This is a genomic window from Roseomonas sp. CAU 1739, from assembly GCF_039839775.1.
Taxonomy (GTDB): domain Bacteria; phylum Pseudomonadota; class Alphaproteobacteria; order Acetobacterales; family Acetobacteraceae; genus Neoroseomonas.
Genome location: NZ_JBDOQQ010000015.1, coordinates 97709 through 122315 on the forward strand (window position 1 = coordinate 97709; position 24607 = coordinate 122315).

Sequence of the window (24607 nt, forward strand, 5' to 3'; positions counted from 1 at the left end):
CGCTGTGTCTCCCTACGCCGCGAAGTGCCGCACATCGGCGATCGCACCTTCGATCGCCGCTGCCGCCGCCATGGCCGGGGAGGCGAGATGCGTGCGCGCGCCCGTGCCCTGCCTTCCGACGAAGTTGCGGTTGGACGTGGACACGCAGCGCGCACCCGGTGGCACGGATTCGCCATTGGCCGCCACGCAAAGCGCGCAGCCGGGCTCGCGCCATTCGAAGCCGGCCTCGCGGAACGCGACGTCGAGCCCCTCGGCCTCCGCCGCGTGCTTCACGCGTTCCGACCCGGGCACCACCCAGGCGGTGACATGGTCGGCCACCTTGCGCCCGTGCAGCACGGCGGCGGCGGCGCGCAGATCCTCGATGCGCGAATTTGTGCAGGACCCGATGAAGACCCAATCCACCTTGGTGCCGATGATCGGCGCACCGGCGGTCAGGCCCATATAGGCAATCGCCGCTTCCCAGGCGCCGCGCTTCTCGGCATCCGGCGCATCGGCGGGGTCGGGCACGCGGCCGGTGATGGGCAGCACCTGTTCCGGGCTGGTGCCCCAGGTGATCTGCGGGGCGATGTCGCGCATGTCGATCAGCAGGTCGCGGTCGAAGACGGCGCCATCGTCGGTCGGCAGGTCGCGCCAGGCCGCCACGGCGGCCTCCCAAGCCGCGCCCTTCGGCGCGAAGTCGCGGCCCTTCAGCCAGGCGAAGGTCGTCTCGTCCGGGGCGACCATGCCCATCTTGGCACCCATCTCGATCGACAGGTTGCATAGCGTCAGGCGGCCTTCGACGGACAGCGCGCGCACCGCCGAACCGGCATATTCCACGGCGTATCCCGTGCCGGCGGCGGCACCGAAGCGGCCGATCGCGGCGAGGATCATGTCCTTGGGCGTGACACCATCGGGTGCCACGCCCTCGAAGCGGATGCGCATCGTGCGCGGCCTGCGCTGCGGCAGCGTCTGCGTGGCGAGAACGTGCTTCAGTTCCGACGCGCCGATGCCGAAGGCGAGCGAACCGACGCCGCCATTCGTGCAGGTGTGGCTGTCGCCGCAGACAAGCGTCGTGCCGGGCAGCACGATGCCAAGTTCCGGGCCCATGACGTGGACGATGCCATTGCCGTCCTGGCCGAGGTCGAACAGCCGCACGCCGGTTTCCGCGACGCGCTTGCGCAACCCTGCGAGCAGCTTTGCACCGGTGGGGAAGGTCTCCGAGGTGCGTCCCGGTGCCGATGAGACGGCATGGTCTGGCGTGGCGAAGACCAGGTCGGGTCGCGCGACCTTGTAGCCGGCCTCGCCCACTTCCTGCAGCGCGCGGCCGCCGGACAGGTCATGCACCAGCACGCGGTCGCAATACAGCAGCGACCAGCCATTGCCGAGATCGGCAACGACATGCGGATCCCAGATCTTGTCAAACAGCGTTGCTGGCATCCGTCGTGTTCCCCCCCAGGCTTGACGCTGCCAGGCCGGCGCGGGAGCGTGGCCGGGCAGCGGCAGGCATCACGCCGCGCAGGACGGGCGCGGTCAAGCGCCTGCGGGAAGGGAAGGGGCGTGCCATGACGCGGATCCGTCGCCGCAGCGTCGTTGCGGGGCTGCTCGCCATGCCGGGCCTGGCCCGCGCGCAGGCGTCCTGGCCCGACCGCCCGGTGCGGTTCATCGTGCCCTACAGCGCGGGCGGCGTGGCCGACACCATCGCGCGCATCATGCAGCCGCGCGTGGCCGAGAATCTCGGCCAGTCCTTCCTCATCGACAATCGCACCGGGGCCTCAGGCGCCATCGGCGCCGCGGCGGTGCATGCCTCGCCCGCCGACGGCTATACCCTGCTGTTCGAGGGCGCGACCTTCGCCACCCTGCCCGAAGTCCGGCAGGACCTGCCCTTCGACTATGGCGCGGCCTTCATCCCGGTCGTGCAGGTGACGACGCAGCCCTACATCATCGGCATCCGCGCGGGGTTTCCGGCAACCGACTTGGCGGGCTTCGTCGCCGAGGCGAAGCGCCGTCCCGGGGAGGTCACCTACGGCACGCCAGGTGTCGCCCATATCGGCCATTTCATGGGCGAGGCGCTGCAGATGGCGGCCGGCATCCGGCTGGAGCACGTTCCCTTCCGTGGCGGTGCCGATGTGGCGCGGGAACTGGCCGGCGGGCGCATCGATGCCGGCATCATCTCGTATTCGAGCCTGCGCCCGGCGGTGGAGCGCGGCGCGACGCTGATCGCCAGCACCGCGGGGCATCGCCAGGCGTCGCTCCCACAGATCCCGGTGATAGCCGAGACCTTCCCGGGCTACGACATGTCGTCCTGGACCGGCGTTTTCGCACCGGCCGGCACGCCGGAGGTCGCGACGACGCGCTTCGCCCAGGTGCTGCGCTCGGCCCTGTCGGATGCCGAGGTTCGCCGGCGCATGGAGGCGGCCGGCGCCGATCCGGTGGAATCCGACCCCATCGCCTTCGCCGCGGTGATCCGGCGGGACAGGGAGACGGCGCGGCGGATCGTGGCGGCGACAGGGCTGCGGGTAGGGTGATGTCAACGGGCGCTGTTCGCGGCTGTTGTACTGTGTCGATCCACGCCCTCGGACGCTGGCTGAGAGCGCCAGGCTTGGCGGGCGTCGTGCCGCGGGCGCGCCGGTGACGTCGTGCCGCTAGGCTCCCGCCGCGCCGCATTCGCGGCTTTGGCATCGGTCAACGCCTGGTGCAGTTGGCATCAGGGGCCCGCTTGGCGACCCCGCGCGTCGAGCCGCCCGACGGGAAGCCGGCCCGCGGCGGCTGAACCGGGGCCGGAGCGCGCGACGGGACCGCGCCCAGGCCACACCCCGCCCGCGGCGCCGCAGACCATGGCGCGGCGTCAGGCCGGGCGGATGAGCGGCGCGGGGCGGCCGGGGCAAAGAAGAAGAATAAGGCGGCGTTCTATTCCGCTGCCTTTGGCGCATATCCCAGGCCGCCTTGGTATTTTTGCGCGGCTTCCTCCGGCAGGAAGTCGGCCTCCATCTCGCGGATACGGTCGAAGCCGGCGAAGCCGTGCAGGTTGCCCATAGGGTGCTGCTTGAAGCGGGCGTCGTAGGCAGCCTCGGCCATCGGGCCGTCCTGCTTCAGGGCAACGGCGAAATCATGGATCGCCATGATGGTGGCGCGCATCGCAGCGCCTGGCAGGATGCAGACACGAATGCCGAGCGCGGCCATCTGTTCAGCCGACAGGCGCGGGGAGATGCCGGTCATGTTGTAGAAGACCGGGCCCTTCACCTCGCGCCCGATATGCGCGACCTCCTCGACATCCTTCGGACCCTCGACGAAGGCGAGGTCGGCGCCGGCATCGAGGAAGGCATTGGCGCGGCTGACCGCCTCATCGAGCGAGCCACCATGTGCGCCGCGCGCATCGGTGCGGGCAATGATGACGAAGTCGGGGTCGAGCGCATCGCGCGTGCGCGCCGCGGCTCGGATCTTCAGCACCGCTTCATCGCGCGCGATCACCTCCCGCCCGGCGACATGGCCGCAACGCTTGGGCGCGACCTGGTCTTCCAGATGCAGCCCGGCGACGCCGCCGCGGATGTATTCCTCGACCGTGCGGACCACGTTGATGGCATTGCCGAATCCGGTATCGGCGTCGGCGATCAGCGGCACCCGCACGGCGGAGGCGATCAGCTTCGCGTTCAGCGCCATCTCGGTCAGCGTCACCAGCCCCGCATCCGGCAGGCCGAGCAGGTTCAGCGAGGTGCCGTAGCCCGACATGTACAGGGCAGGGAAGCCGGCATCTTCCAGGATACGGGCCGACATGGCGTTGAAGCAGCCGGGCACCACCAGGGGGCGGTGCGCTTCGATCAACGCGCGCAGGCGCGTTGTGGGGCGGGCGGTGCTGCCCTGGCCGAGGCGCATTGATGCGATCCTTCTACCGACTATGGGAAAGACCCAGCATCTTGCGCGTTCCGCCGGCTGCCGCAACAGGTGGGGCGTCAGGTGGCGAAACGGAACCGTTGGCGCTCGACGATGGTTACGGTTGTCAGACCGAAGACCGGTATGATGAAGGTGAAGGGGGCGTCGAGTTCAAGAAACACCTCGGTCATGCCGGTGATGGCAACCCCCGCGGAGGTCGTCGCCTGGGACCGGGTCACGCAGAGGTTCCCCGTGCTGGACACGAAGCCGAGCCCGCCAGCCGAGGCAACGAGGCTTGCATCGTTGCAGGTTCGCGTGGTCGAACCCAGCGCCGGATTGATCATGAGCGCGCGGCCTGCCTGGGCGACCACGTTACGCATCGAATGCATCGTGACGTAGTAGCGGGCCATGTCCATGACCGCGAGCATCGCCAGGAAAAACAGCCCGGCGACGATCGCAAACTCGACCGCCGAGATGCCGCGCCGACCGAGCGGCCGGCGCTTAGCGGAGGCGGACTTCGGCACGGCCCTGCAGCGTCGTGAAGGGGGTGAGCAACAATGGCGTATGCGACCGCGTTACCGAGACGGTGATGAACTGCTGGGTGGTGACAGTGCACACATCCTCATTTGCGCAGGTTACGCTGGCATTTCCAGGGCACACGCAGCGCAGCGTCGGCGTGGGGATCGTGATTCCTGTTCCGACCGGCCAGCCGGTCAGCGAGTTGCGCACCTGATCGGTAATCCCCGTTGTGTCGCTCGGGTAGGAGAACGCGTATTGCGCGCCCGCCCGGGCGGCTGTCTCCAGCCGGATGCTTTGCTGCAGGGCGTTGCCGAGATCTGCCGTGGTGATCATGATCAGGGTCAGCACAGGCAGAATGAGCACGAATTCGAGCGCGGCAACGCCGCGGCGGTCGCGCAGGCCGCGAAGAAGACCCCGGCGCATCACTGCACCAGCCTCAGCACGCGATTATGCACCACGCTGGTACCCCGCGCGGCGCAACCATCGAGCGACAGGCCCGAATTGCCGGTGAACTGGATGGTCGCGGCAACCATCGACTGGCAGTCGGACTGGTTGGTGCTGACCGCGGCATTTCCGGCGATGAAGATCTGCGAGGATGGCAGGTAGATCCCACCATTGATATTCACCGAGTCCGAATTGCCCGGGATCTGCGCTGTGTTCGGCGTGTTCATGTTGTCGAGCTGCTTGGAATTGTTGGGACTGGCACGCACGTCTCGGTAGATCACGATGCCGTCGTAGATCGAGGTCGTCTCCTGGTTCCCGGTGGCAGGGTCGAGCCGCGAATAGGTCTGGTTGTACCAGGGGCCGATGGTCGGCGAGTCGAGCGTCACGCTGCCACCCGTGACCTTGATGTTGCCGATGGAATTGTTGCCATTGCCGGTCCCGGTGAAAACCAGGGTCACGCCGGCACCACCGGTGCAGGTCGGGCAGCTGACGGTGCCGCCCGTCACCATCAGGCTTGCACCGTAGAAGAAGTAGGTTCCCGGGACCAGCACCATGCGATCGGTGCTGGTGCTGATGCGGATGTCGTCGCAGACCGCCGTCGCGGTGGTATACAGGCCGGTCGAGTTCATGTTGTAGGGCAGCGGGCTGTAGGTGGTGATGCCGCCGGACACGGTGATCCTCGGGTTGGACCCGTTGGTACGCATATTCTGGCACTGGTTGTTCTGGAAGGTCGGCAGCGTGACGCCCTGGAGGTGCACGTAGGGGTCTGCAGCAGGGATCTGCCGTTCGGTGATCGGTGCCAGACCAACGCAGGGCGATGCGACCGTGCCGACGGCGCGGAAGGCAAGGACGTTGATCTGCGCCGAATTCCCGCAGTCGATCGACGTGCCGGCCCGGTTCGAATTCACCGAGCAGTTGGGCGCGTTGATGGTGTTGTTGCCGGTGATGGTCGTCTGCCCGACCAGTGACAGGATGCAGGCGTCCGAACTGTCGCGGATGGCCGCGATCGCGCGGACGCGAACGACCGGCGCGGTCGAGGAAATCAGCGCGGCAAGGCCGAGGCGCTGGGTCTGGGCGATTGTCACCTGGACGGCGTTCGGGTTCGAGGTGCTCGCGGTGAATGCGCCGGCGGCCCAGAGGCCAGGCGTGACCGTTACCGTGGTGCGACCGGCGGCGCCGGTTTGCGGGTCGACCTCGGTTGCGAAGCTGTTGGTCGCGGCGACGCTGGCGCCGACTGATATGGCAGCGGTCTGTCCCGCGGTATCGGAACCCTTCCAGGCGAGTTGCGCGACACCGGCATAGGCTGCGAGGTCCGCCGCGGTCTGCGCATTGCGGCGCGCAGCGAACCACACGCCGCCCTCCGTTGCGAGAGCCGCCATTCCGAGGAACGCCGTGGCACCAACGGCAAAGGCGACAGCGATCCCGCCGCGGCGCGACCTGACGACGCTGCCCGCCGTGCGTGGCCGATCAGGGGACCCGAGGAAGGATTGGGTCATTGGAGCTTGATGTCTCCCGTTCGCGTCATCGTGTCCGTCGAGCGCAGATAGATGACGGGATGCGCGATCAGAATATAACTCACAAGTGAGTGTGGGCAATAAGAACTTGGTAATTTATCCCCGCGCACGAAACCTGTCCTGTTTTTGGAGCGACCCTTCATCGCAGGTGCCCGCGAATGATGCGGCCAGATTTCAACCCATGGCGGTAGGATGGCTGCCTGGGTTTCTTCGGAGAGGCGAATCTGAGCAAGTGGACCCGATTCAGGGGTGTCGTACCGCTCAATCGGTTCCGTTTTCACGAAAAATCACTCGCCAGTCTTTTTTTTTAGCGTTGACCGTCCGTTAACTAACGTGCTTTGGTTGTTTTGTCGCGGCTGACTCACTCCGGTGACGATCCGCTTCGCGTCCCCATCGGTGCAACCCAGGCGAGCGGGTGTGATGTGGATGGTGCAGGCAACGGCTCGTTTTTGAGATATGTCAAAGGGGATCGACATGATTCGCAAGTTCCTGGCTTCCATCCGTGGCGCCGCTTCCGACCGCAAGGGCGTGACGGCCGCCGAATACGCCATCCTCGCGGTGGGTGTGGTCATCATCGTCGGCGGCGCCGTTCTGGCGTTCAAGCAGCCGCTGCAGGACGCTTTCACGAACATCGGCACCCAGATCACCTCGCAGCAGACCTCGATCACCACGCGCTGATACTGGTCGTTCCGATCCCCTCGGTCGTCCGGTCGCTGGCCATCGCATGGTCAGGGGGCTGGGCGGCCGGCAAGGGGGGGCGGTGGTTGTCCCGGCGTAAATTTCGTGCCGGTCTTGTAAGATCAATGCCGGCGCTGATACTCAAGGATCCGCCTGCATTCGAGCGTGGTGGAGCGTTGAGGTCCACCCTAACTGCATCGGAGCAAGTCGATGGCGGGTTTCAGGCAGATCCTGGAAGTTCTGGGGGGGCGGTGCCGGGATCAACGTGGCGTGACCGCGGCTGAATACGCCATTCTTGCTGTTGGCATCGTCATCGTTGTGGGTACGGCGCTCCGGGCTTTCGACTTGGCCAACCCAATGATTTACGCGGCAAACGGTATCACGAACGGCCAGGCGTCGATCGTCTCGGCGCGCTAGATTTCGGACTGCCAAGGAATGGGGTGCTGAATAAAGGATCGGTGGGCGCATGACCGGGGTGCTTCTGTTTCAGGTCGTCGCGGCGCCGTTTCTGATTTTCGCCGCGGCGCGTGACATCGCGACCAGGCTCATTCCGGATGGTGTCTCGATTGCCATCGCGCTGGCCGGCCTGGCGAGCCGCCTGCTGGTCGGTTGGACCGAGGCGGGGCTATCGTTGGCCATAGGCTGTCTCCTCTTCGCCATACTGCTTCCGCTTGCGGTGCGCGGCTGGCTGGGCGGCGGCGACGTGAAACTCATGAGTGCCATGGCCGTCGGTCTTGCGCCGCATGAGACGTGGTCATTTATCGTGGCCACGGTGTTTAGCGGTGGCGCCCTTGGCATCGCCTATATTATCGGTCGTCACATCGTTCCCGAGACACGCCTCATTGCCGGCGGAACGCTTCTTCGCCGCGTCCTGGTCGTCGAGGCCTGGCGCGTGCGCCGTCGCGGACCGCTGCCCTACGCCGTCGCCATCGCCGTCGGCGGCCTCATCGTCCTCTACACCCTGACGGGGATCTGACCCGATGTTCCTCCGGCTTCTCGTCGTCCTGTCCCTGGTCCTGAGCGCCACCGGCCTCGGGATCCTCGCCCTCCAGCTGCTCCAGCCGCCAGCCCAACAGCAGCAGGTCGCGCGGGTGGAGGCGCCGCCCACCGTCGCGCCAGCGCCGCGCATCCGCATGCTGGTCGCGGCGCGTCCGTTGTCCATCGGCACGCTGCTGAAGGATGACGACATGCGCGAGGTCGAAGTTGGCGGTGATGCGGTGCCGGAAGGTGCCTTCGTCGGCGGGGCGGAATCCCTGGCGGAACTGCGCGGCGCGCTGCTGCGTCGCTTCGTCGACCCGAATACCCCGATCATCCGCACCGATGTGCTGCGCCCGCGCGACCGCGGCTTCCTGGCCGCCGTGCTGCGTCCCGGGACCCGCGCGATCTCGATTGGCGTCGATGTGGTGACCGGTGCCTCGGGGCTGATCTGGCCAGGTGACGAGGTCGATCTGATCCTCACCCAGACGCTGCAGCAGCAGCAGGGGTCCGAATCGCCTGGACGCCGGATTGTCGGCGAGACCATCCTGTCGGCAGTACGGGTAATCGCAGTGGATCAGCAGATCAGTCACACCGCATCGGATGCTGCCGCCAGCCGCGTGGTGGCCCGCACCGTGACGCTCGAGGTGAACCCCGAGCAGGCTGAGCGGCTGGCCGTTGCGATGCAGTTGGGCCGAATCTCGTTGGTGGTGCGCTCGATCGAGGGCGTTCCCGAGGCGTCCGGCCCGCGCCCGTCGCTGGTGTTCGGCTCGGACGTCTCCTCCGCCCTGTCTGGTCCCCAGGCACCGGCCCCGGCGGCACCGCGCATGCGCATCATCCAGGGCGGCTCGCAGCAGGAGGTCACGTTCCGATGAATGAAGCGCAGAGGGCCAGCCGCACGCCCTGGCGGGCAGGGCGCTACGCCCTGCTTGCCGCGATCAGCGCGTTGCCATTGCTGACCCTGGTGCCACAGGGCCTGGCGCAGGACTTGCCGACCGCCGCGGCCGAAGGCCCGCGCATCGGCGTGCGCGTCGGCAGCCACCCGGGCTATGGCCGCGTGGTCTTCGACTGGCCGGTGCGCACCGATTATGAGGCTGTCGCCGATGGCGACGGGCTTGCGATCAGGTTCGCCGCGCCGGGACGCCCGCAGATCGGCACGGTGCCGGCGCCGCGCAACGTCACCGGCCTGGTGGCGGATGTCGACGGCGTGCGCATCCTTGCCCGCGATGGGGCGCGGTTCCGACATTTCCATCACGGCCCAAAGCTGGTGGTGGACATTCTCGACCCCGACGCTCCGGTCATCTTGGCAGCCTCGGCTTCCGTGCCGCGCCACGCGGCCGAAGTCGCGGCGACGCCCGCGCCCACGACCGCGGCGGTGATGGCGGACCTGGCCGGGGCGATGCGCATGGCCGCGCCGGAACGGCCAGTGGCGCGCGGCGCCGTGCTCGCCAGCGCCACGCCCGGCCCCGAGGCTGCGTCCGTGGCCGCTCCGCTGACCCCCAATGTGCTGCTACCCGCCGCACCAGCCCCGGCAACCATCCAGTTGACCCAGGCGCTGCCCCCGAGTGGGCCGCGCGGCAGTGCGCCCTTCAATGTGCCGATGCAGGCTCCGCCGCCGGGCTTCTCTCTGGTGCCGCAGGTGCAGGCGCAGACCCTGCCGCCGCAGATCCCCGGCGTGCCCCAGGTCGTTGCGCCGGCGCCGGGTGCAACGCTCACCCGTCCGCTGGTGCTCGAACAGGGTGCGGGCCGGCTGGTTGAACTGCCGAGCCCGGCATTGACCGTGCTGGTGGCCGACCCGCGCATCGCGCGGGTGCAGCCCGCCTCGCCCACGTCGCTGTTCGTGATGGGCGTGAATGCCGGGCGCACCAACCTGATCGCGACGCGTGAGGATGGCTCGCTGGTCGCCGAATTTGACATCACCGTGCAGGCGAGCGGGGCAGGTGCGCCGCAGATCGCGCCGACCGCCGCTGCCGCCTTGCCGGTCGTCACGGCGAGCCAGGTGCAGAGCATGATCCGCCGCATGGTGCGCGGTGGGCAGAACGTGCGGGTCACGATGGCCGGCCGCACGGGGGCCATCCAGCTGTCCGGCATGGTGCCGACCGCGGCCGATGCCCAGCGTGCCGAGGCGATCGCCAAGTCGATGGCCGGCGAGGCGAGGGAGATCATCAACGATCTCACCATGCTTTCCGGCATCCAGGTCAATCTGCGGGTGCGCGTCGCCGAGATCTCACGCGAGGTGACCCGGGAACTGGGCTTCAACTGGTTGGGCGCCTTCAATGACGGCACCTGGGCGTTGGGGCTGCGCACGGGAACCGGCGTCGTGGGTACGGCGCTGGGCGGCGTCCTCGGTGCCTTGCAAGGCAGTTCCACAACGGGCACGGGCGGCACCTTCGGGGTGCGCTACACCGGCGGCAATTTCGACATCAACGGCCTGATCGACGCGCTCGCTCAGGATCGGCTGATCACCGTGCTTGCGGAACCCAACCTGACCGCGCAGTCGGGCGAGGTGGCCTCATTCCTGGCCGGCGGCGAGTTCCCAGTGCCTGCTGCGGCATCGAACAACAGCTCGACCTTGTCGGTCGAATACAAGCCTTACGGCGTCAGCCTTTCCTTCATCCCGACGGTCCTTTCGCCGGAACGGATGAACATGCGAGTGCGTCCTGAGGTCAGCGAATTGTCCGAGACGGGGTCGATCACCTTCCCGGTGGCCGGCGGCGTCGTCAGCATCCCAGGCCTGACGGTGCGCCGGGCCGAGACGACCATCGAACTCGGCAGCGGCCAGAGCTTCGCCATCGCCGGACTTCTGAGCCGCAATGCGTCGATCAACAACAGTGGTGTGGCCGGCCTGGGCGACATCCCGGTGCTGGGCGCGCTGTTCCGGTCCGACCGTTTCCGCCGCAACGAGACGGAGCTGGTGATCATCATCACCCCGTATCTGGTGCGGCCGACCTCGGATCCTTCGACGCTGGCCACGCCGCTCGACACCTTCCGCCCGGCGACTGACCTCGAGCGCGTCCTGCTGCGGCGTCAGACAGGGTCGGGTGCCCCCTATCGCCAGATCCGGCCGCCCGCGGCGTCCGGCTTCATCGTGGAGTGAGTGGCATGGCACGGCGATATGCGTCTCTCTCCGCCCTGGTGCTGACGCTCGGCACCGCCGCCTGCGCGCCCGATACCTATCTGCCGCCGACCGATTTCGAGCGGGCGGGTACTTGGCAGGCGGAAGGCGTCAACGACCGCAACCTGCGTGCCATGGTGGCGGACCCGTCGCACCTGACGCGCGGCGTAGGTGCGGCAACGGACCGCGGCAGTGCCGGCGCTGACGCGGTCTCCGCGTTGGATCGCGGTACGCGTCCGCCCTTGCCGCGTGGCCTCAGCTCCGTCGGCCAGGCCGGCAGCGCCGGCGCAACGGGCGTGACCTCGGGCGGTGCCTCGGGGGGAGGCAGCAGTGGGAGGTGATCGGGCCATCGCGCGCGAGGTCCCCGACGCGCAGCGCGGCGGCGCGGTCATCTCCGCCGATCGCCCATCTCTCATGGCGTTCGTCGCCGATGAGGCGAGTGAGGCGGCGATCCGCGGTGGCATCGGCGACGTGCTGGGCGCCCAACTGCGGCGCGGCACGGTCCGCACAGCCGTCAAGGCGCTCGAGAAGGAGACGACGCCGCGTGTCCTGATCGTGGACATCAGCGGCATCGAGGATCCCTTCGGCGCGCTCGACGACCTCGCCTCGGTCTGCACGCCGGATGTGCGGGTGCTGGTGGTTGGCGAACGGACCGAGATCGGCTTCTACCGCGACATCACGCGCAATGTCGGCGTGCATGAATACCTCCATAAGCCGCTGACTCGCGACAACGTCACCCGTCTTTTCGCACCGCATATCCAGGGAGGCGGCGAAGGCGGGCAGGATCGCGGCGGCCAGGTGACGGTGGTCTGTGGCGTGCATGGCGGCGTGGGGTCCACGACCATCGCGGTGAATCTCGCGCTGCAACTTGAAGATGCGACGCGCGGGCATGTGGCCCTGCTCGACCTGCATCTGCGCGGCGGCACCGCGGCGATGATGCTCGGTGCGCGGGTCACTTCGGGCCTGCGCGTGGCGCTTGAGGAACCTGAGCGCGTCGACAGCCTGTTCCTCGACCGCGTCGCGGTGCCGCTCGGCGAGCGGGTCCGCCTGATCGCCGCCGAGGAACCGATGGAGACCGATGTCCAGGCGACCGAGGAAGGCGCCCGTCGCGTCATTGAGATGCTGCGCCAGCGGTTCAACCATGTGGTGATTGACCTGCCGTTGCCTCCGGGTCCGGTGGAGCGGCTGGTGTTGCAGCGTGCGCGGCATGTCGTGCTCGTGCTCGGCCCCGACGTCGCCAGCATCCGCGACACCGTCTCGGTCAAGAAGCTGGTGTCGATGACCGGTTCGGCAGGGCGCGTCATCACCGTGCTGAACGGCGCTGGGCGTAAGGGCTACCTGCCGATCAAGCTGATCGCCGAGGGCATCGGTGCACCGCCCGACGTCGTCATACCGGACCTGCCGCGCCAATTGCCGCGAGCGGCCAATCTTGGCCGCCCGGCGCTGCGCGACAGCCCCGTGCTGCGCCGAGCCATGGGGGTCCTGTCGCTGGAGATTGCAGCGGTGCGTTCGGAAGAGCGGGGGCCATCCTTCTTCGCGCGACTATTCAGACGCGGAGGTTGAGCATGCGAACATTCGGACGGCGCAGCGAAGGCGCCAACCACCTGCCGGTGCCGATCTCGAGCGACAACGAGATCCGCGCGGTCAACATCTCCGCCTCCGACATCGCCTTGTCGGAGAGCGCAGAGCTCGCCCGGCTGCGCCTGCTGGTGATGGAGCGCATCGACCCGGTCGTCGCCGGTGAATTGCCGCCGCTCGCGCTGCGCCAGCAACTTGACGCGCTGGTCCATGAATTGGCCAGCCGCGAACGCATGGAGATCTCGGCGCGCGACCAATCGCGCATCGCCGAGGAGATAGCGCGCGACATGGTGGGCTATGGCCCGCTTGAACCGCTGCTGGCCGACGACACCATCAACGACATCATGGTGAACGGCCCGGACAATGTGTTCGTCGAAGTGCGCGGCAAGCTGATGCGCACCAATGTGCGTTTCCGGTCAGCGGCACAGGTTTCGGCCATCGCCCAGAAGATCGCAGCCACCGTTGGCCGCCGCGTCGATGAATCGAGCCCGCTGTGCGACGCGCGCCTGCTGGACGGGTCTCGCGTCAATATCGTGTTCCCGCCGCTGGCGCTGGACGGTCCCTGCATCTCGATCCGCAAATTCGCCAAGAAGCGCTACGATCTTGGTTCGCTCGCCGCCAACGGGTCGATGTCCGCCCCGGTGCAGCGGGTCCTCGAGATCGCCGCGCGCTGCCGGCTGAACGTGGTGATCTCCGGCGGCACGGGTTCCGGCAAGACCACCATGCTGAACGCCATGTCGCGGCTGATCGACCATGGCGAGCGGATCGTCACCATCGAGGACGCGGCGGAACTGCAGCTGCAGCAGCCGCACGTCGTGCGGCTTGAAACGCGGCACGCCAACCTTGAAGGACGCGGCGAGATCAACGCACGCGACCTGGTTCGCAACGCCCTGCGCATGCGCCCCGACCGCATCATCGTGGGCGAGGTGCGCGGCGCCGAAGCCTTCGACATGCTTCAGGCGATGAACACCGGCCATGACGGATCCTTCTGTACCGTCCACGCCAATACCGCCCGCGACGCCATGACCCGTGTCGAGAACATGGTGATGATGGGGCAGTCGACCCTGCCCTCGCGCGCCATCCGCACCCAGATCGCCGCCGCGGTCGACCTGATCGTGCAGATCGAACGCATGCGCGACGGCGGCCGTCGCGTCTCCCAGGTTGCCGAGATCTGTGGCCTGGAAGGTGATGTCATCACGATGAATGACATCTTCACCTTTCAGTACGAAGGCGAGAACGCCGACGGGCGACTGCGCGGGTCCTGGGTGTCGCCGGGCATGCGGCCGGCCTTCGTCGACCGGTTGAACTACTTCGGGATGCTCGATGCCTGGATGCGCGCGCTCCAGGAGAACTGAGTATGGATCGTTCCTATCTCCTGGCTGTTGGCGCGCTGCTAACCGTCGCTCTGCTGACCGGGCTTGTGACACTCGCGAAGTCCGGGCAGGCGCGCCGCCTGCGCGAGAGGGTGACCAGTGCCGGCGCCGTCGATCTGAGCGGCACTGTGACGCCTGGCATGCCGAGCATCCGGCTGCACACCTCGGAACGCCGGCCGCTGTTGGAACGCTTCCTGCGCTTCCTTCGCTTCAATCCTGAAACGCCGCAGGAGCAGGTGATCCCATGGTGGGCGACGCTGTTGATTGGCGTGCTGCTTGCCGTCATCTTCGGCTATTACTCTCGCTTCCTGATACGGATCGAGTTCGCGATCCCTCTGGCCATGGGGATCTGCATTCTCATTCTTCGCGGCCTGTTTGCCTGGCAGCACAACCGCTATGTCGAATCGATCTTCGTGCAGATCCCCGATGCGATCGGCATGATGGTGCGCGCCGTGCGCGCCGGCCTGCCGGTAGGCGAGGCAATGCGCAGCGTGGCGGCCGAGCTGTCCGACCCGCTACGAGACGAATTCGCGCGCATGCTCGGTGACGTCGCGATCGGACGACCGATCGATCAGGCCCTGATGCGCCTGCATAAGCGGACGGAATTACCGGAATTCTCCTTCCTCGCGGTGGTGTTCGGGCTGCAGTCGCAAACCGGCGGCAACCTTGCCGAGACGCTCGAGAACCTAGCCGACATCGTGCGCAAGCGTGTCGCGCTCGCCAAGCGCGCCAAGGCATTGGCCGCCGAGGCGCGCATGCAGGCAGGCATCCTGATGGTTCTGCCCTATATCGCGGCCTTGGCGATGTCGCAGATCCAGCCCTTCTACATCGATAACTTCTTCAACAACCCGACCGGGCAAAAGCTGGCGCTGATCGGCCTTGGGTTCTCTGTCTTCGGCTACCTGGTCATCCGCTGGATGATCAAGCGGGCAGGATCGGACTGAGCCATGATGGAGATCATCAGCGAAGGTGGCATTGTCCCGATCCTGGCGGTGGCCGGGGCGGTCGGCCTCGCCATCCTGGCCGCGATCCTGCTGGCGCGCGGCGCCGAAGACAAGGACATGGCCAGCCGCGTGACCAGCGTGGTGCGCCCGGCCACACCCGATCTTACCGCTTCGGCACTGGCCTCCGGTGCGGGGGCCGCCGCACCGTTCCGCCGGCTCGGCGAAGCGCTGCGCAACACCGCGCTGGTTTCCGAAAAGGACATTGTCGACTTCCAGATCGCCATCGCCGCCGCCGGGCTCAACCCGCGCGCGGCAGTGCCGACGTTCATCGGCGTCAAGGCAGTGCTGATGATCGCCCTGCCGATCTGCGCCTATATTTACGCAACCCTGAGCCAGTTCGATGCGCCGCGCACCACCGTGGTGGTGTTCATCGGCATTCTGCTCGGCGTCTTCGGACCGAACCTCTTCCTTCGGTACCTCAAAGGCAAGCACGAGGAGACGCTGCGTAAGGGTCTGCCGGACGCGCTCGACCTGCTGGTCGTGACTGCCGAGGCCGGCCTCGGCATCGAGACGGCGCTCGATCGCGTGGCGCGCGAGATCGAGCCGAATAACCGTCCGCTCGCCATCTCCTTTCTCGTGCTGGTGCAGGAACTGCGCATGCTGCCCGACCGGCGCCAGGCGCTGGAGCGTTTCGCCGAACGATCGAATTTCGACGGCTTCAAGCGACTCGGCGCGACCTTGTCGCAGACCCTGAAGTACGGCACGCCTCTGGCGCAGGCGCTGCGTGTTCTGGCCGCCGAGATGCGCCAGGATCGCATGCTGCGAATCGAGGAAAAGGCGATTCGGCTGCCCGCACTGCTGGTCATTCCGCTGATTCTCTTCATCATGCCAGCGGTCTTCATTGCACTGGTCGGGCCATCCGTGCTGGAACTTGGCAAGGGCCTATTCTCAGGAATGCCGCAATGACGACTCGGCGCATCCCCATCTGTCTTCTCGGTCTGCTTCTCGCTGGCTGTGCCACGGATGGGGTACGCCAACCCGATGCCGCATCGCGCATGCGCGTCGCCGCCGTGGCCGAATCCCAGGGCCAGATGGATGTCGCGCTGTCGATGTACAGCGCTGCCGCCACCCGCGAACCGGATAACGCGCAGGCGCAAATCCGCTTCGCCGCGGCTCTTGCGCGGGCCGGTAACCACGCTGGTGCGGAACAGGTGCTTGCCGCCGCCGCGCTGCGGCAGCCGAACGACCGCACGCTGATGGTTCAACTCGGACGCATGCGCCTGCGCAGCGGTCAGGCGGGGGAGGCGCTGACGCTGTTCGACCGCGTACTGGCGGCCGACGCTCGCAGCGCCGAGGCACTCGACGGGCGCGGTGTCGCCCTCGACCTGATCGGTCGCCATCCCGAGGCGCAGGATTCCTACCGGCGCGCCCAGCAGATCGCGCCGAACTCCATTTCCATCGCCAACAACCTCGGCCTGTCCTTGTTGCTCGACAACCGGCCCGATGAAGCCCGCGCGGTGCTCGAGCCGCTGGCGCGCCGGCCCGATGCGACCGACCGGGTGACCGCGAACTACGCCATCGCCCTCGCCGCCACCGGGGACGTGGCGGCAGCACGCACGATGCTCGGCGAGGCCGGTGGCGACCTCGCGGCACTCGGCGAGAGTTTCCGGGGCGGTACGCGCCAGGTCATCGAGGTCACCCCGAGCGACCGTCCGGGCTGACCTCGCTTCGTGGCGACCGCACCGGCTGGCGGCGCGCCCCGCTGGTTGACCGGGCCCATCGTTCTGGTGTTCGGTAGCGTGGTCGTCGTGCTCTACGCGTTGGTCCTGCTCAGCGGCACCGTGCTGCGCAGCGACATGCCGATGCGCGCCGATCTGCTTGCCTTCCTGGCCGCGGCACGACTGGCGGCGGCGGGGCAGGCCGCCAGCGCCTATGACTGGGAAACCCTGCAATTGGCCCAGGCCGCCATTCTCGGCACTGGGCCGCAGGCGATCGGCGGCGCCCTCGGCTGGCTGAATCCGCCGCATTTCTTCTTCCTGGTGCTGCCCCTCGCCGCGTTCGGCTATGGCTGGGCCTGGCTGTTGTGGACTGCCGTCACGGCTCTGCTACTGGCCGCCGCGGCATGGACCGTGCTGCCACGGGGCGCAGCGGTCATCGCCGTGCTGGCGGCCCCTTCGGTGATGCTGACGGCCTCGGTCGGTCAGAACGGCTTGCTGATCGCCGCGCTCTTCGCCTTCACCTTCGCGCTGATGGACCGGCGGCCGCTGTTGGCGGGCCTCGCGCTCGGGCTTCTGACGGTGAAGCCGCAATTCGGGCTGTTGCTGCCTGCGCTGCTGCTGCTGAGCGGACGCTGGCGCGTCTTCGGCGCGGCGGCCATCGTGGCGCTGGCGGCGATGGGCCTTGCCTGGGCCGCCTTCGGGACGGACGCCTGGCTGGCCTTCCTGCCTTCGCTTGCCGGCAATGCGGACCGAATGCTGGGCGGCGAGGTCTCTCCGCGCGTCCAATCGATCTATGCATTCCTGGCGCGACTGACGGGGCGGCAGGATTTCGCCATGGCCGGCCACGCGCTGGTGGCGGTACTGGCGGCATCGTTGACGCTGTACCTGTGGCTCCGCCGGCCGGAAGCGTCGGAGGAAGCGCGTGCCGCGTCTGCCATCGCCGCATCCTACCTGATGACGCCCTATGTCTGGGGCTACGACACGCCCGCCTTGCCAATCGCGGCGCTGTTCCTGGCGCGGGCGGCGCTGCGCGACGGCTGGTTGCCCGGCGAGAAGGCGCTGTTGCTCCTGGCCTGCCTGCTGCCGGCAGTCCTGATCGTGCTGCAGCACTCGCTGGTCATGCCCCTGGCCTGGGGCATCATTCTAGGGCTGGCGTGGCGGCGAGGCGCGACGACGATCACGCCAGATCGAGAGGCCGGACGATAGCGAAGCCGGATGCCGGCGCACCGCCCCGTTTGCACGCATCCGTGACGGAGGATCAAGGGGTGCATGGTTCGCCGAACCGCCCCACCAAAGCCTTGGGAACCGCGCCTCGCGCTCGGCAGCCTGCCGTCCGCCTGGTCCCGCTTCGCGCACCGGTCGCCGAGGCACGGCCTCCCGCCATGGATCCGCGGATCGGGCGCGGACTGCAGCATGCCGCGTTCGCATGCGCTCACGCCACATGCTTCAGGCTATTGTTTTGAGAGCATCTGCAGGCGTGCAGATGATTCCATCTGGACGCGATCTGCCGCAAAGCGTGATTGGTTCACATTCGTTCACCTATCACGCTCTAACCTATTGTTTGATCGCGTGATTCAGACCTCCGGTGCATTCGCACCTGCGGCCATCACTCTCTAACCCGGCGCCGCCCGGCTGGATGTCCGTAGACACATGATGCGCGGCCGTGCCGGCGGCGGCGCCGCGGCCGATCGACCGCGCAAGCGCAGTTCCACCGATGGCACCGCCACGATCGGCCGCAGCGACGGCGTCTGGTCGCCCACCAGCAACACCGCGCCGCGCCCCGACGCGCAAAGCCCGGCCATGGCCGGGCCAGGCAAGGGGATCACGCCCGGTGCGGGGCCGGGGGTGAAGCCCTGGCCCGTCAGGGCGGCGGTGACGCGCAGGTGGTAGATCGTCGCGCGCTCGGGGGTCGAGGAATGGTACTGCCCCGTGGCAGCGGCCCAGTCCCCGGTCCGCGCGAACAGGGATTTCAAGTAGCGCACCGCGTAGCGGACATTGGTCTCGGGGTCGAAGCCGGCATCGACGCTGGTGAAGGCGTCCGGATGGTGCAGCAGGTTGATCTGCATGCAGCCGATGTCGACCGACCGCGTGCCGACGGCCAGGCGTGCCTGGACCTCCGCCACCGCCTCGGCGCGGCTTGCCATGTAGCGGCCCTCGCCGGCGGCGTTGAATGACCACGGCCAGGGCTGGATGCCACCGGTCGGCGCGCGGCGGCCGGTTTCGACCCTGGCGATGGCGCCGAGCAACCCTGGTGGCAGGCCGGAATTCTGGTCGGCAATGGCAATGGCGCGGGCACAGGCATCCCAGGGATCATTGGACAGTACCGGCGGGGCGGGCGCGGGCACGGCGCGTGCGGCCACCTGCTGGCGCGGGCCGGCGGGTGGGCGGGCGGCCGTCGTTACCGGGCGGTTCGCCTCGGTGGCGCGCTGGGGTGTATTGGCCTGCGCCGATGCCGCCGACAGGGCGGCCAGCGCTGCGAGGGGCAGGATCAGGCCGGGCAGCCGCGAGGTGCGGGGTCCATTCTTCTGCATTGCGCGGTCGTCATGGACTGCGAAGCCGCGCCGGGTCAAGTCCGCAGCCTGCATCCGTGGTTCCGGCCGGATGCCGTGCCGGGTCCCCAGATAGATGGACAAGCCCATCGGCGATTGCGATTCTGGGCTCAAGGAAATGAGATTGAGGAGACGTCCCTTGACCATCACCATCGCGCGACGGTCGTTGCTGGCCGCCCCTTTTCTCGCTGCGGGCCCGGCGCGGGCACAGGGCGGGTGGAAGCCGACGCGGCCGGTCACCATGATCGTTCCTTTCGCGGCCGGGTCCGGCACGGACACCGTGGCGCGCACCTTGGCATCCCTTCTGGAGCAGGAATGGGGCGCGCAGGTGGTGGTGGACAATCGCCCGGGTGCCAATGGCGCGATCGCCGCCGTGGCCGCCGCGCGCGCTGCGCCCGACGGGCATACGGTGATGATCACCACCAACAGCCCGCATGGTGCGACGCCTGCCCTGATGAAACGGCCGACCTATGATGCGGTGGCGGATTTCACCGCGATCAGCCGCCTGGGCACCTATATCTTTGTCTTCGCGGTGAATGAGCAGGTGCCGGTCCGCTCGATGGCGGAGTTCCTGGCGCTGGCCAAGGCGCGGCCGGGCCAGTTGACCTGCGCCTCCGGCAACACGACCGGCGTGGTGGGCGCGGCGATGCTCAACCGCATCGGCGGGGTCGATGTGACGCATGTGCCCTATCGTTCCTCGCCGCCGGCGATGACGGATGTGATCGCCGGGCGGGTCACCTCGATGTTCGCCGATGTCGCCTCCTCCCGGGCGTTCCTGGCCGAGGGCAAGCTGCGGCCGCTTGGCATCACCTCGGCGGCGCGCACGCCGCTTTTTCCGGAATGGCCGACCTTGTCGGAGGTGGGGCTGCCAGGCTTCGAACTGCTGTCGTTCATGGGCGCGGTCGGCCCGGCCCATCTGCCGGAGGAGATCCTGGGCAGTTGGAACGGCGCCATCCGCCGGGTCTGGGACCGCGAGGCAACGATCCGCCGCCTCGGCGAGTTCGGGATCGAGGGCATGACATCCACGCCGGCGGAATTCGCCGCCTTCATCCGCGAACAGGTGGCCTTCTGGGGACACCAGGCACGCGCCGCGGGGCTTGAGCCGGAGTAAGCCGAGTGAGACGGCGGCTCGCAAAATGAGCAGAGTCACCACTATGCAGATGCAACATGCCGGAGTTCTAAACTTCGATCTTGTCGTTGCGGCAGCGTGACGCCATCTCTTTCGCACACAGCACGCGGTGAGGGAGGCCGCGTGCATCGTCCGAAAGGGGACACGTACATGACGAATTCCGCCCGCCTGCAAGCCGCCGCCCTGACGCGCAACCTGGTCGAGATGGCCGAAGGCGGCCTCGCAGCGCGCCTGCGCCTGGAGCATGCGGCTCGGATCATCTCCACCGCCCGCCGCGCCGCGACGCTCGCTGCCGTGGGCGCGCTGCGGATGCCGGCAACCACCGAGCCGGCGGTGCAGGCCGTGACCGAAATCGCCCGCCACTGGGACGATGTGGCCGTCACTGCGCTCGAATACGCCGAGACCCTGCCGGATGCGGCGATCGACCGCCTGCTGCGCGCCGCACCTGCCTGGGCCGCCGCCTTCCATGTCGGCGTGCCGGACCGGCTGGCCGCCTGACGCGACCATATCGCGCGAGGGCCCTCGACGGTGCCTCGCGCCATGGCCGGCCGACGCGAACGTGCCCGGACCAACCGCAGTTGCAGGCGGCCCGACGCACGGTGCCCGCGCCGGGAAGGCGCTAACCTGCGCCAGAGCCTGAGGCATGGCGGCGGTCCACCACCCGAAGGATACGATTGGCGGCCACCGGGCACGGGTGTGCCACGCGGCCATCCGCGCTATACCCGCCGCGCGGAACAGTGCGGAGCGGTTGCATGTCCATGAGCGGCGCGGGACGATCCAAGGCTTCGAACGCGCCGCGGCGCGTGCTGCTGTTGTCCGGCGCGTCACGCGGAATCGGGCATGCCACGGTGAAGCGCTTCTCGGCAGCCGGCTGGCGCGTCATCACCATCTCCCGGCAGCCCTTTCCCGAGCAATGCCCGTGGGAGATGGGCCCCGAGGATCATATCCAGCTCGACCTGACCGACCCGGTGGCCACCGCCGCGGCTGCCGAGGAAATCAAGGAGCGCCTGAAGCCCGAGGGCGGCCGGCTTGATGCGCTGGTGAACAATGCGGCGATTTCGCCGAAAGGGCCCGGCGGATCGCGCCTCGGCTCGCTCGACATGGACATCGAAGGCTGGCTGCGCGTCTTCCGGGTGAATTTCTTCGCCCCCCTGCTGCTGGCGCGTGGCCTGGTCGAGCCGTTGCAGAAGGCCAAGGGGTCGGTGGTGAACGTCACCTCGATCGCGGGCAGTCGTGTGCATCCCTTCGCCGGTGTCGCCTATTCCACGTCCAAGGCCGCGCTGGCCGGGCTCACGCGCGAAATGGCGAGCGACTTCGCCCCGCTCGGCGTGCGGGTGAACGCCATCAGCCCGGGCGAGATCGACACCTCGATCCTGTCGCCGGGCACCGAGAAGATCGTGCAGGAGCAGATCCCGATGGGCCGGCTCGGCCGGCCGGAGGAGGTCGCGCAGGCGATCTACTTCCTGTGCACTGAGGCATCGTCCTACGTGAACGGCGCCGAACTGCACATCAATGGCGGGCAGCATGTCTAGCCTGCCATCGGATGGCGGGGGCCGCGGTTCCGCGCGGCATGCCTGCGCGCCCTGCGCTGGTGCGTTGGGGGCGGTTGCCGCGCCGGGCGCGCGCCGGTCGTGCGGGGCACGATCCGGTTGAAGGGCCCGTGGTGATCCGTGGCCGATAGCGGCGGGTCGCGCGGCGTCGCATCTCTGCGGCTGCTCCTGCCGTTCCTGCGTCCCTATCTGGGACGCGCGCTCTGCGCCGCAGTGGCTCTGTTCGCCGCCGCGGGGCTGACGCTGGCGGTCGGGCAGGGGCTGCGGCAGATCATCGATGGCGGCTTTCGCGGCGGTCCCGCGGCGCTGAACCACGCGGCCCTCATCATGGCCGGGATCGTCGCTTCCCTCGGCGTGGCAACCTCGGTCCGGTACTATCTGGTGACCTGGCTGGGCGAGCGCGTCGCCGCCGATATCCGCCGCGCGGTGTTCGACCACCTGACGCGGCTCGATCCGCTGTTCTACGAAACGGCGCGCACCGGCGACCTGATGTCGCGGCTGACCGCCGATGTCGCGCTGCTGCAATCGCTGATCGGGTCGGCCATCTCGATGGGGCTGCGCAATGCGCTGACCGGCATCGGCGCCTTCGCGATGCTGGTGCTGACGAGTGCCAAGCTCGCCGGCGTGATGGCCGTTGTCGTGCCACTGGTGGTGCTGCCGATGATCATCTTCGGCCGGCGCGAACGCCGCCTGTCACGTGCCGCGCAGGAACGCGTCGCCGACCTCGCCGCCACCGCCGAGGAAGCGATCAACGGCATGCGCACCGTGCAGGCCTTCACCCACGAAGCGGCCGAACGTGCCCGCTACGGCGCGGAATCCGAACGCTCCGTCCAGGCGGCGCTGCGCCGCGTGCTGACGCGCACCGGGCTGATCCTGTCGGTCATCATGCTCGGCTTCGGAGCGATCACCTTCGCGCTGTGGGTCGGCGGGCATGATGTGATGGCCGGGCGGATGACCGGCGGCGACCTCACCGCATTCGTCTTCTACGCGGTGCTGCTGGCGAGCGCGGGTGCGACGGTGTCGGAACTCTGGGGCGAAATCCAGCGCGCCGCCGCGGCGGCCGACCGGCTGGCCGAAATCCTCGCCGTCCCGCCCAGCATCACCGCGCCGGCCAACCCCGTCCCGCTGCCCGTTGCCGAGGGCCGCGTCGTCTTTCGCGACGTGACCTTCCGCTACCCCTCGCGCCCCGACACCTCCGCGCTGGATGGCTTCACCCTGGAGGTCGCGCCGGGCGAGACCGTTGCGCTCGTCGGCCCGTCGGGCGCGGGCAAAACCACCGTGCTGTCGTTGCTGCTGCGCTTCTACGATCCCCAGGGCGGCGTGATCCTGCTCGATGGCGTGGACATCGCGCGTGCGGCGCCCGAGGCGGTGCGCGGACGCATCGGCCTGGTGCCGCAGGACCCCGTGATCTTCTCCGCGACCGTCGCCGACAACATCCGCTACGGCCGCCCCGACGCCAGTGACGACGCCGTCCGCGCCGCCGCCGAGGCCGCCTCCGCCGCCGGCTTCATCACAGCACTTCCGGACGGCTTCGCTACGCATCTGGGGGCGCGCGGCGTGACACTGTCGGGCGGCCAGCGCCAGCGCGTCGCCATCGCCCGCGCCATCCTGCGCGACGCCCCGGTGCTGCTGCTGGATGAGGCGACGAGCGCGCTCGATGCCGAGAGCGAGCATGCGGTGCAGGCGGCACTCGCACGGCTGTCGAAGGGGCGGACCACGCTGGTGGTGGCGCATCGCCTGGCCACGGTGCGTGCGGCGGACCGGATCGTGGTGCTGGAGGCCGGACGGATCGTCGCGACGGGGACGCATGAGGCGTTGCTGGCGGAGGGCGGACTTTATGCGCGGCTGGCGGCGCTGCAGTTTACGGATGCGTGATGGTGCTTGACGCCTTCACGCGATGAATTGGAGGGGCTTTGCCCCTCCAAGCCACCCCACCAAAGGCCAACGGGCCTTTGGAATGCGGGATTTTGGCGCCGGGCGTCGCTGTTGAGCTGAGAGCCAGAGCGTTGCGGTGCGCAGCAGTGATCTGGACCGCCTGGCATGTCCGGCGCCAAGTGACGGTTTCCAAAGGCCCACTGGCCTTTGGTGGGGGTGGTCCGGAGGGGGCAACGCCCTCTCCGGTCTTGGCCGCTTCACTATGCAATCGCCTTCCGCATGAACACCGTCGTCCCGCCCTGGAACGCCTCGCGTGCCGTGACGGCGTAGCCGCGCTGTTCGTACAGCGCGACGTTGGACGCGAAGGCGGCATTGGTGAGCAGGCGCAACTCCGCGCGGCCCGCCTCACGCGCCAGTGTCTCCGCATGCGCCAGCAGCCGGCTTCCAAGGCCCTGGCCCTGCTGGTCCGGCCGCACGGCGATGTTCTCGATCCACAGGTGATCGTCACGCAGCGCCGTCTCGATCAGGGCAAGGATGTCGGGGCCGCGCTGGAACAGATCGAAGCGGTGCTCCATCACGGCGGCATCGTAGTCCACGCGCATCGGCAGCGGCTCACGCCCGATCAGCGGCACCCATCGCGCATAGGCCTCGCGCGTCACCGTGCGGATCGCGGCCGCATCAGCTGGGTTTGCGCGGCGGAACGCGGTGGGGGGAAGTGCTGCCATGGGATGGGTCCTGTCGGATGGACACGAAAAACCCCGCCGACCTTGCGGTGGGCGGGGCGCCGGGAAGACGGAGAG

The 24607-nt window shown here is 68.3% G+C and carries 24 protein-coding genes; 17 read left to right on the forward strand and 7 right to left on the reverse strand.

The window, feature by feature from the left end; translation table 11 throughout:
* Positions 1-12 precede the first annotated feature (12 nt).
* Positions 13-1416, reverse strand: coding sequence for a 3-isopropylmalate dehydratase large subunit (gene leuC, locus AAFN86_RS21840; RefSeq protein ID WP_347545672.1), 1404 nt, complete (start codon positions 1414-1416; stop codon positions 13-15).
* Between the two features lie 125 nt (positions 1417-1541).
* Between leuC and AAFN86_RS21845 the strand changes: the two genes are divergently transcribed.
* Complete coding sequence (locus tag AAFN86_RS21845) at positions 1542-2504, forward strand: tripartite tricarboxylate transporter substrate binding protein (RefSeq protein WP_347545673.1); 963 nt, start codon at positions 1542-1544, stop codon at positions 2502-2504.
* 382 nt (positions 2505-2886) lie between these two features.
* Here the strand turns inward: AAFN86_RS21845 and AAFN86_RS21850 are convergent, their stop codons facing one another.
* The 4 genes from AAFN86_RS21850 to AAFN86_RS21865 all read right to left on the reverse strand — a co-directional run bounded on the left by AAFN86_RS21850 (position 2887) and on the right by AAFN86_RS21865 (position 6305).
* Positions 2887-3849 carry an isocitrate lyase/PEP mutase family protein gene (locus AAFN86_RS21850; protein WP_347545674.1) on the reverse strand — a complete coding sequence of 321 codons (963 nt, stop codon included), beginning with the start codon at positions 3847-3849 and terminating at the stop codon, positions 2887-2889.
* 77 nt (positions 3850-3926) lie between these two features.
* Positions 3927-4370 carry a TadE/TadG family type IV pilus assembly protein gene (locus AAFN86_RS21855; protein ID WP_347545675.1) on the reverse strand — a complete coding sequence of 148 codons (444 nt, stop codon included), beginning with the start codon at positions 4368-4370 and terminating at the stop codon, positions 3927-3929.
* Positions 4348-4788: a TadE/TadG family type IV pilus assembly protein gene (locus AAFN86_RS21860; protein WP_347545676.1), complete on the reverse strand. Its 441-nt coding sequence runs from the start codon at positions 4786-4788 to the stop codon at positions 4348-4350. Before AAFN86_RS21860 ends, AAFN86_RS21855 begins: the two co-directional genes overlap by 23 nt.
* Positions 4788-6305, reverse strand: a complete 1518-nt coding sequence (locus AAFN86_RS21865) for a TadE/TadG family type IV pilus assembly protein (RefSeq protein ID WP_347545677.1) — start codon at positions 6303-6305, stop codon at positions 4788-4790. The genes AAFN86_RS21860 and AAFN86_RS21865 overlap by 1 nt, the downstream gene beginning before the upstream one ends.
* A gap of 492 nt (positions 6306-6797) precedes the next feature.
* Between AAFN86_RS21865 and AAFN86_RS21870 the strand changes: the two genes are divergently transcribed.
* The 12 genes from AAFN86_RS21870 (at position 6798) to AAFN86_RS21925 (ending at position 17910) form a co-directional block, all read left to right on the forward strand.
* Positions 6798-7001, forward strand: a complete 204-nt coding sequence (locus tag AAFN86_RS21870; protein ID WP_347545678.1) for a Flp family type IVb pilin — start codon at positions 6798-6800, stop codon at positions 6999-7001.
* Between the two features lie 270 nt (positions 7002-7271).
* Entirely contained in the window at positions 7272-7418 is a 147-nt protein-coding gene (locus tag AAFN86_RS21875; protein ID WP_347545679.1) for a hypothetical protein, read from the forward strand.
* A 49-nt stretch (positions 7419-7467) separates the two neighbouring features.
* Positions 7468-7977 (forward strand): prepilin peptidase, encoded by a 510-nt coding sequence (locus AAFN86_RS21880; RefSeq protein WP_347545680.1) that lies wholly within the window; start codon positions 7468-7470, stop codon positions 7975-7977.
* A 4-nt stretch (positions 7978-7981) separates the two neighbouring features.
* Entirely contained in the window at positions 7982-8851 is an 870-nt protein-coding gene (cpaB, locus tag AAFN86_RS21885) for a Flp pilus assembly protein CpaB (RefSeq protein ID WP_347545681.1), read from the forward strand.
* Positions 8848-11073 carry a pilus assembly protein N-terminal domain-containing protein gene (locus AAFN86_RS21890; protein ID WP_347545682.1) on the forward strand — a complete coding sequence of 742 codons (2226 nt, stop codon included), beginning with the start codon at positions 8848-8850 and terminating at the stop codon, positions 11071-11073. The genes cpaB and AAFN86_RS21890 overlap by 4 nt, the downstream gene beginning before the upstream one ends.
* A 5-nt stretch (positions 11074-11078) precedes the next feature.
* Entirely contained in the window at positions 11079-11432 is a 354-nt protein-coding gene (locus AAFN86_RS21895; protein ID WP_347545683.1) for a hypothetical protein, read from the forward strand.
* The gene (locus AAFN86_RS21900; protein WP_347545684.1) at positions 11422-12654 is read left to right on the forward strand and encodes a hypothetical protein; all 1233 of its coding nucleotides are present in this window, start codon (positions 11422-11424) and stop codon (positions 12652-12654) included. Before AAFN86_RS21895 ends, AAFN86_RS21900 begins: the two co-directional genes overlap by 11 nt.
* 2 nt (positions 12655-12656) lie before the next feature.
* Positions 12657-14024, forward strand: coding sequence for a CpaF family protein (locus AAFN86_RS21905; RefSeq protein ID WP_347545685.1), 1368 nt, complete (start codon positions 12657-12659; stop codon positions 14022-14024).
* 200 nt (positions 14025-14224) lie between these two features.
* Positions 14225-14986, forward strand: coding sequence for a type II secretion system F family protein (locus AAFN86_RS21910; RefSeq protein ID WP_347545686.1), 762 nt, complete (start codon positions 14225-14227; stop codon positions 14984-14986).
* A gap of 3 nt (positions 14987-14989) precedes the next feature.
* A complete protein-coding gene (locus AAFN86_RS21915; protein ID WP_347545687.1) occupies positions 14990-15952 on the forward strand; it encodes a type II secretion system F family protein in 963 nt (320 codons plus the stop codon).
* Complete coding sequence (locus AAFN86_RS21920) at positions 15949-16707, forward strand: tetratricopeptide repeat protein (RefSeq protein WP_347545688.1); 759 nt, start codon at positions 15949-15951, stop codon at positions 16705-16707. Before AAFN86_RS21915 ends, AAFN86_RS21920 begins: the two co-directional genes overlap by 4 nt.
* 45 nt (positions 16708-16752) lie before the next feature.
* The gene (locus tag AAFN86_RS21925; RefSeq protein ID WP_347545689.1) at positions 16753-17910 is read left to right on the forward strand and encodes a glycosyltransferase family 87 protein; all 1158 of its coding nucleotides are present in this window, start codon (positions 16753-16755) and stop codon (positions 17908-17910) included.
* Between the two features lie 407 nt (positions 17911-18317).
* Here the strand turns inward: AAFN86_RS21925 and AAFN86_RS21930 are convergent, their stop codons facing one another.
* Positions 18318-19235, reverse strand: coding sequence for a lytic transglycosylase domain-containing protein (locus AAFN86_RS21930; RefSeq protein ID WP_347545690.1), 918 nt, complete (start codon positions 19233-19235; stop codon positions 18318-18320).
* A 157-nt stretch (positions 19236-19392) separates the two neighbouring features.
* On the opposite strand from AAFN86_RS21930, the gene AAFN86_RS21935 reads away from it, so the two are divergent.
* From AAFN86_RS21935 to AAFN86_RS21950, 4 genes are all read left to right on the forward strand, one after another.
* On the forward strand, positions 19393-20364 hold the full coding sequence (locus AAFN86_RS21935; RefSeq protein ID WP_347545691.1) for a tripartite tricarboxylate transporter substrate-binding protein: 972 nt from the start codon (positions 19393-19395) through the stop codon (positions 20362-20364).
* A gap of 168 nt (positions 20365-20532) precedes the next feature.
* Positions 20533-20880, forward strand: coding sequence for a hypothetical protein (locus tag AAFN86_RS21940; protein ID WP_347545692.1), 348 nt, complete (start codon positions 20533-20535; stop codon positions 20878-20880).
* Positions 20881-21134: 254 nt separating this feature from the next.
* The gene (locus AAFN86_RS21945; protein WP_347545693.1) at positions 21135-21914 is read left to right on the forward strand and encodes an SDR family oxidoreductase; all 780 of its coding nucleotides are present in this window, start codon (positions 21135-21137) and stop codon (positions 21912-21914) included.
* Between the two features lie 138 nt (positions 21915-22052).
* On the forward strand, positions 22053-23807 hold the full coding sequence (locus tag AAFN86_RS21950; protein ID WP_347545694.1) for an ABC transporter transmembrane domain-containing protein: 1755 nt from the start codon (positions 22053-22055) through the stop codon (positions 23805-23807).
* A gap of 260 nt (positions 23808-24067) precedes the next feature.
* Here the strand turns inward: AAFN86_RS21950 and AAFN86_RS21955 are convergent, their stop codons facing one another.
* Positions 24068-24532, reverse strand: coding sequence for a GNAT family N-acetyltransferase (locus AAFN86_RS21955; protein ID WP_347545695.1), 465 nt, complete (start codon positions 24530-24532; stop codon positions 24068-24070).
* Positions 24533-24607 lie beyond the last annotated feature (75 nt).

Coding starts and splice junctions, on each gene's coding strand:
- AAFN86_RS21845 (WP_347545673.1), top strand. CDS start 1,542: ATGACGCGGATCCGTCGCCGCAGCGTCGTTGCGGGGCTGCTCGCCATG.
- AAFN86_RS21865 (WP_347545677.1), bottom strand. CDS start 6,305: ATGACCCAATCCTTCCTCGGGTCCCCTGATCGGCCACGCACGGCGGGC.
- AAFN86_RS21860 (WP_347545676.1), bottom strand. CDS start 4,788: ATGCGCCGGGGTCTTCTTCGCGGCCTGCGCGACCGCCGCGGCGTTGCC.
- AAFN86_RS21870 (WP_347545678.1), top strand. CDS start 6,798: ATGATTCGCAAGTTCCTGGCTTCCATCCGTGGCGCCGCTTCCGACCGC.
- AAFN86_RS21880 (WP_347545680.1), top strand. CDS start 7,468: ATGACCGGGGTGCTTCTGTTTCAGGTCGTCGCGGCGCCGTTTCTGATT.
- AAFN86_RS21915 (WP_347545687.1), top strand. CDS start 14,990: ATGATGGAGATCATCAGCGAAGGTGGCATTGTCCCGATCCTGGCGGTG.
- AAFN86_RS21905 (WP_347545685.1), top strand. CDS start 12,657: ATGCGAACATTCGGACGGCGCAGCGAAGGCGCCAACCACCTGCCGGTG.
- AAFN86_RS21850 (WP_347545674.1), bottom strand. CDS start 3,849: ATGCGCCTCGGCCAGGGCAGCACCGCCCGCCCCACAACGCGCCTGCGC.
- cpaB (WP_347545681.1), top strand. CDS start 7,982: ATGTTCCTCCGGCTTCTCGTCGTCCTGTCCCTGGTCCTGAGCGCCACC.
- AAFN86_RS21955 (WP_347545695.1), bottom strand. CDS start 24,532: ATGGCAGCACTTCCCCCCACCGCGTTCCGCCGCGCAAACCCAGCTGAT.
- leuC (WP_347545672.1), bottom strand. CDS start 1,416: ATGCCAGCAACGCTGTTTGACAAGATCTGGGATCCGCATGTCGTTGCC.
- AAFN86_RS21890 (WP_347545682.1), top strand. CDS start 8,848: ATGAATGAAGCGCAGAGGGCCAGCCGCACGCCCTGGCGGGCAGGGCGC.
- AAFN86_RS21940 (WP_347545692.1), top strand. CDS start 20,533: ATGACGAATTCCGCCCGCCTGCAAGCCGCCGCCCTGACGCGCAACCTG.
- AAFN86_RS21930 (WP_347545690.1), bottom strand. CDS start 19,235: ATGCAGAAGAATGGACCCCGCACCTCGCGGCTGCCCGGCCTGATCCTG.
- AAFN86_RS21920 (WP_347545688.1), top strand. CDS start 15,949: ATGACGACTCGGCGCATCCCCATCTGTCTTCTCGGTCTGCTTCTCGCT.
- AAFN86_RS21945 (WP_347545693.1), top strand. CDS start 21,135: ATGTCCATGAGCGGCGCGGGACGATCCAAGGCTTCGAACGCGCCGCGG.
- AAFN86_RS21895 (WP_347545683.1), top strand. CDS start 11,079: ATGGCACGGCGATATGCGTCTCTCTCCGCCCTGGTGCTGACGCTCGGC.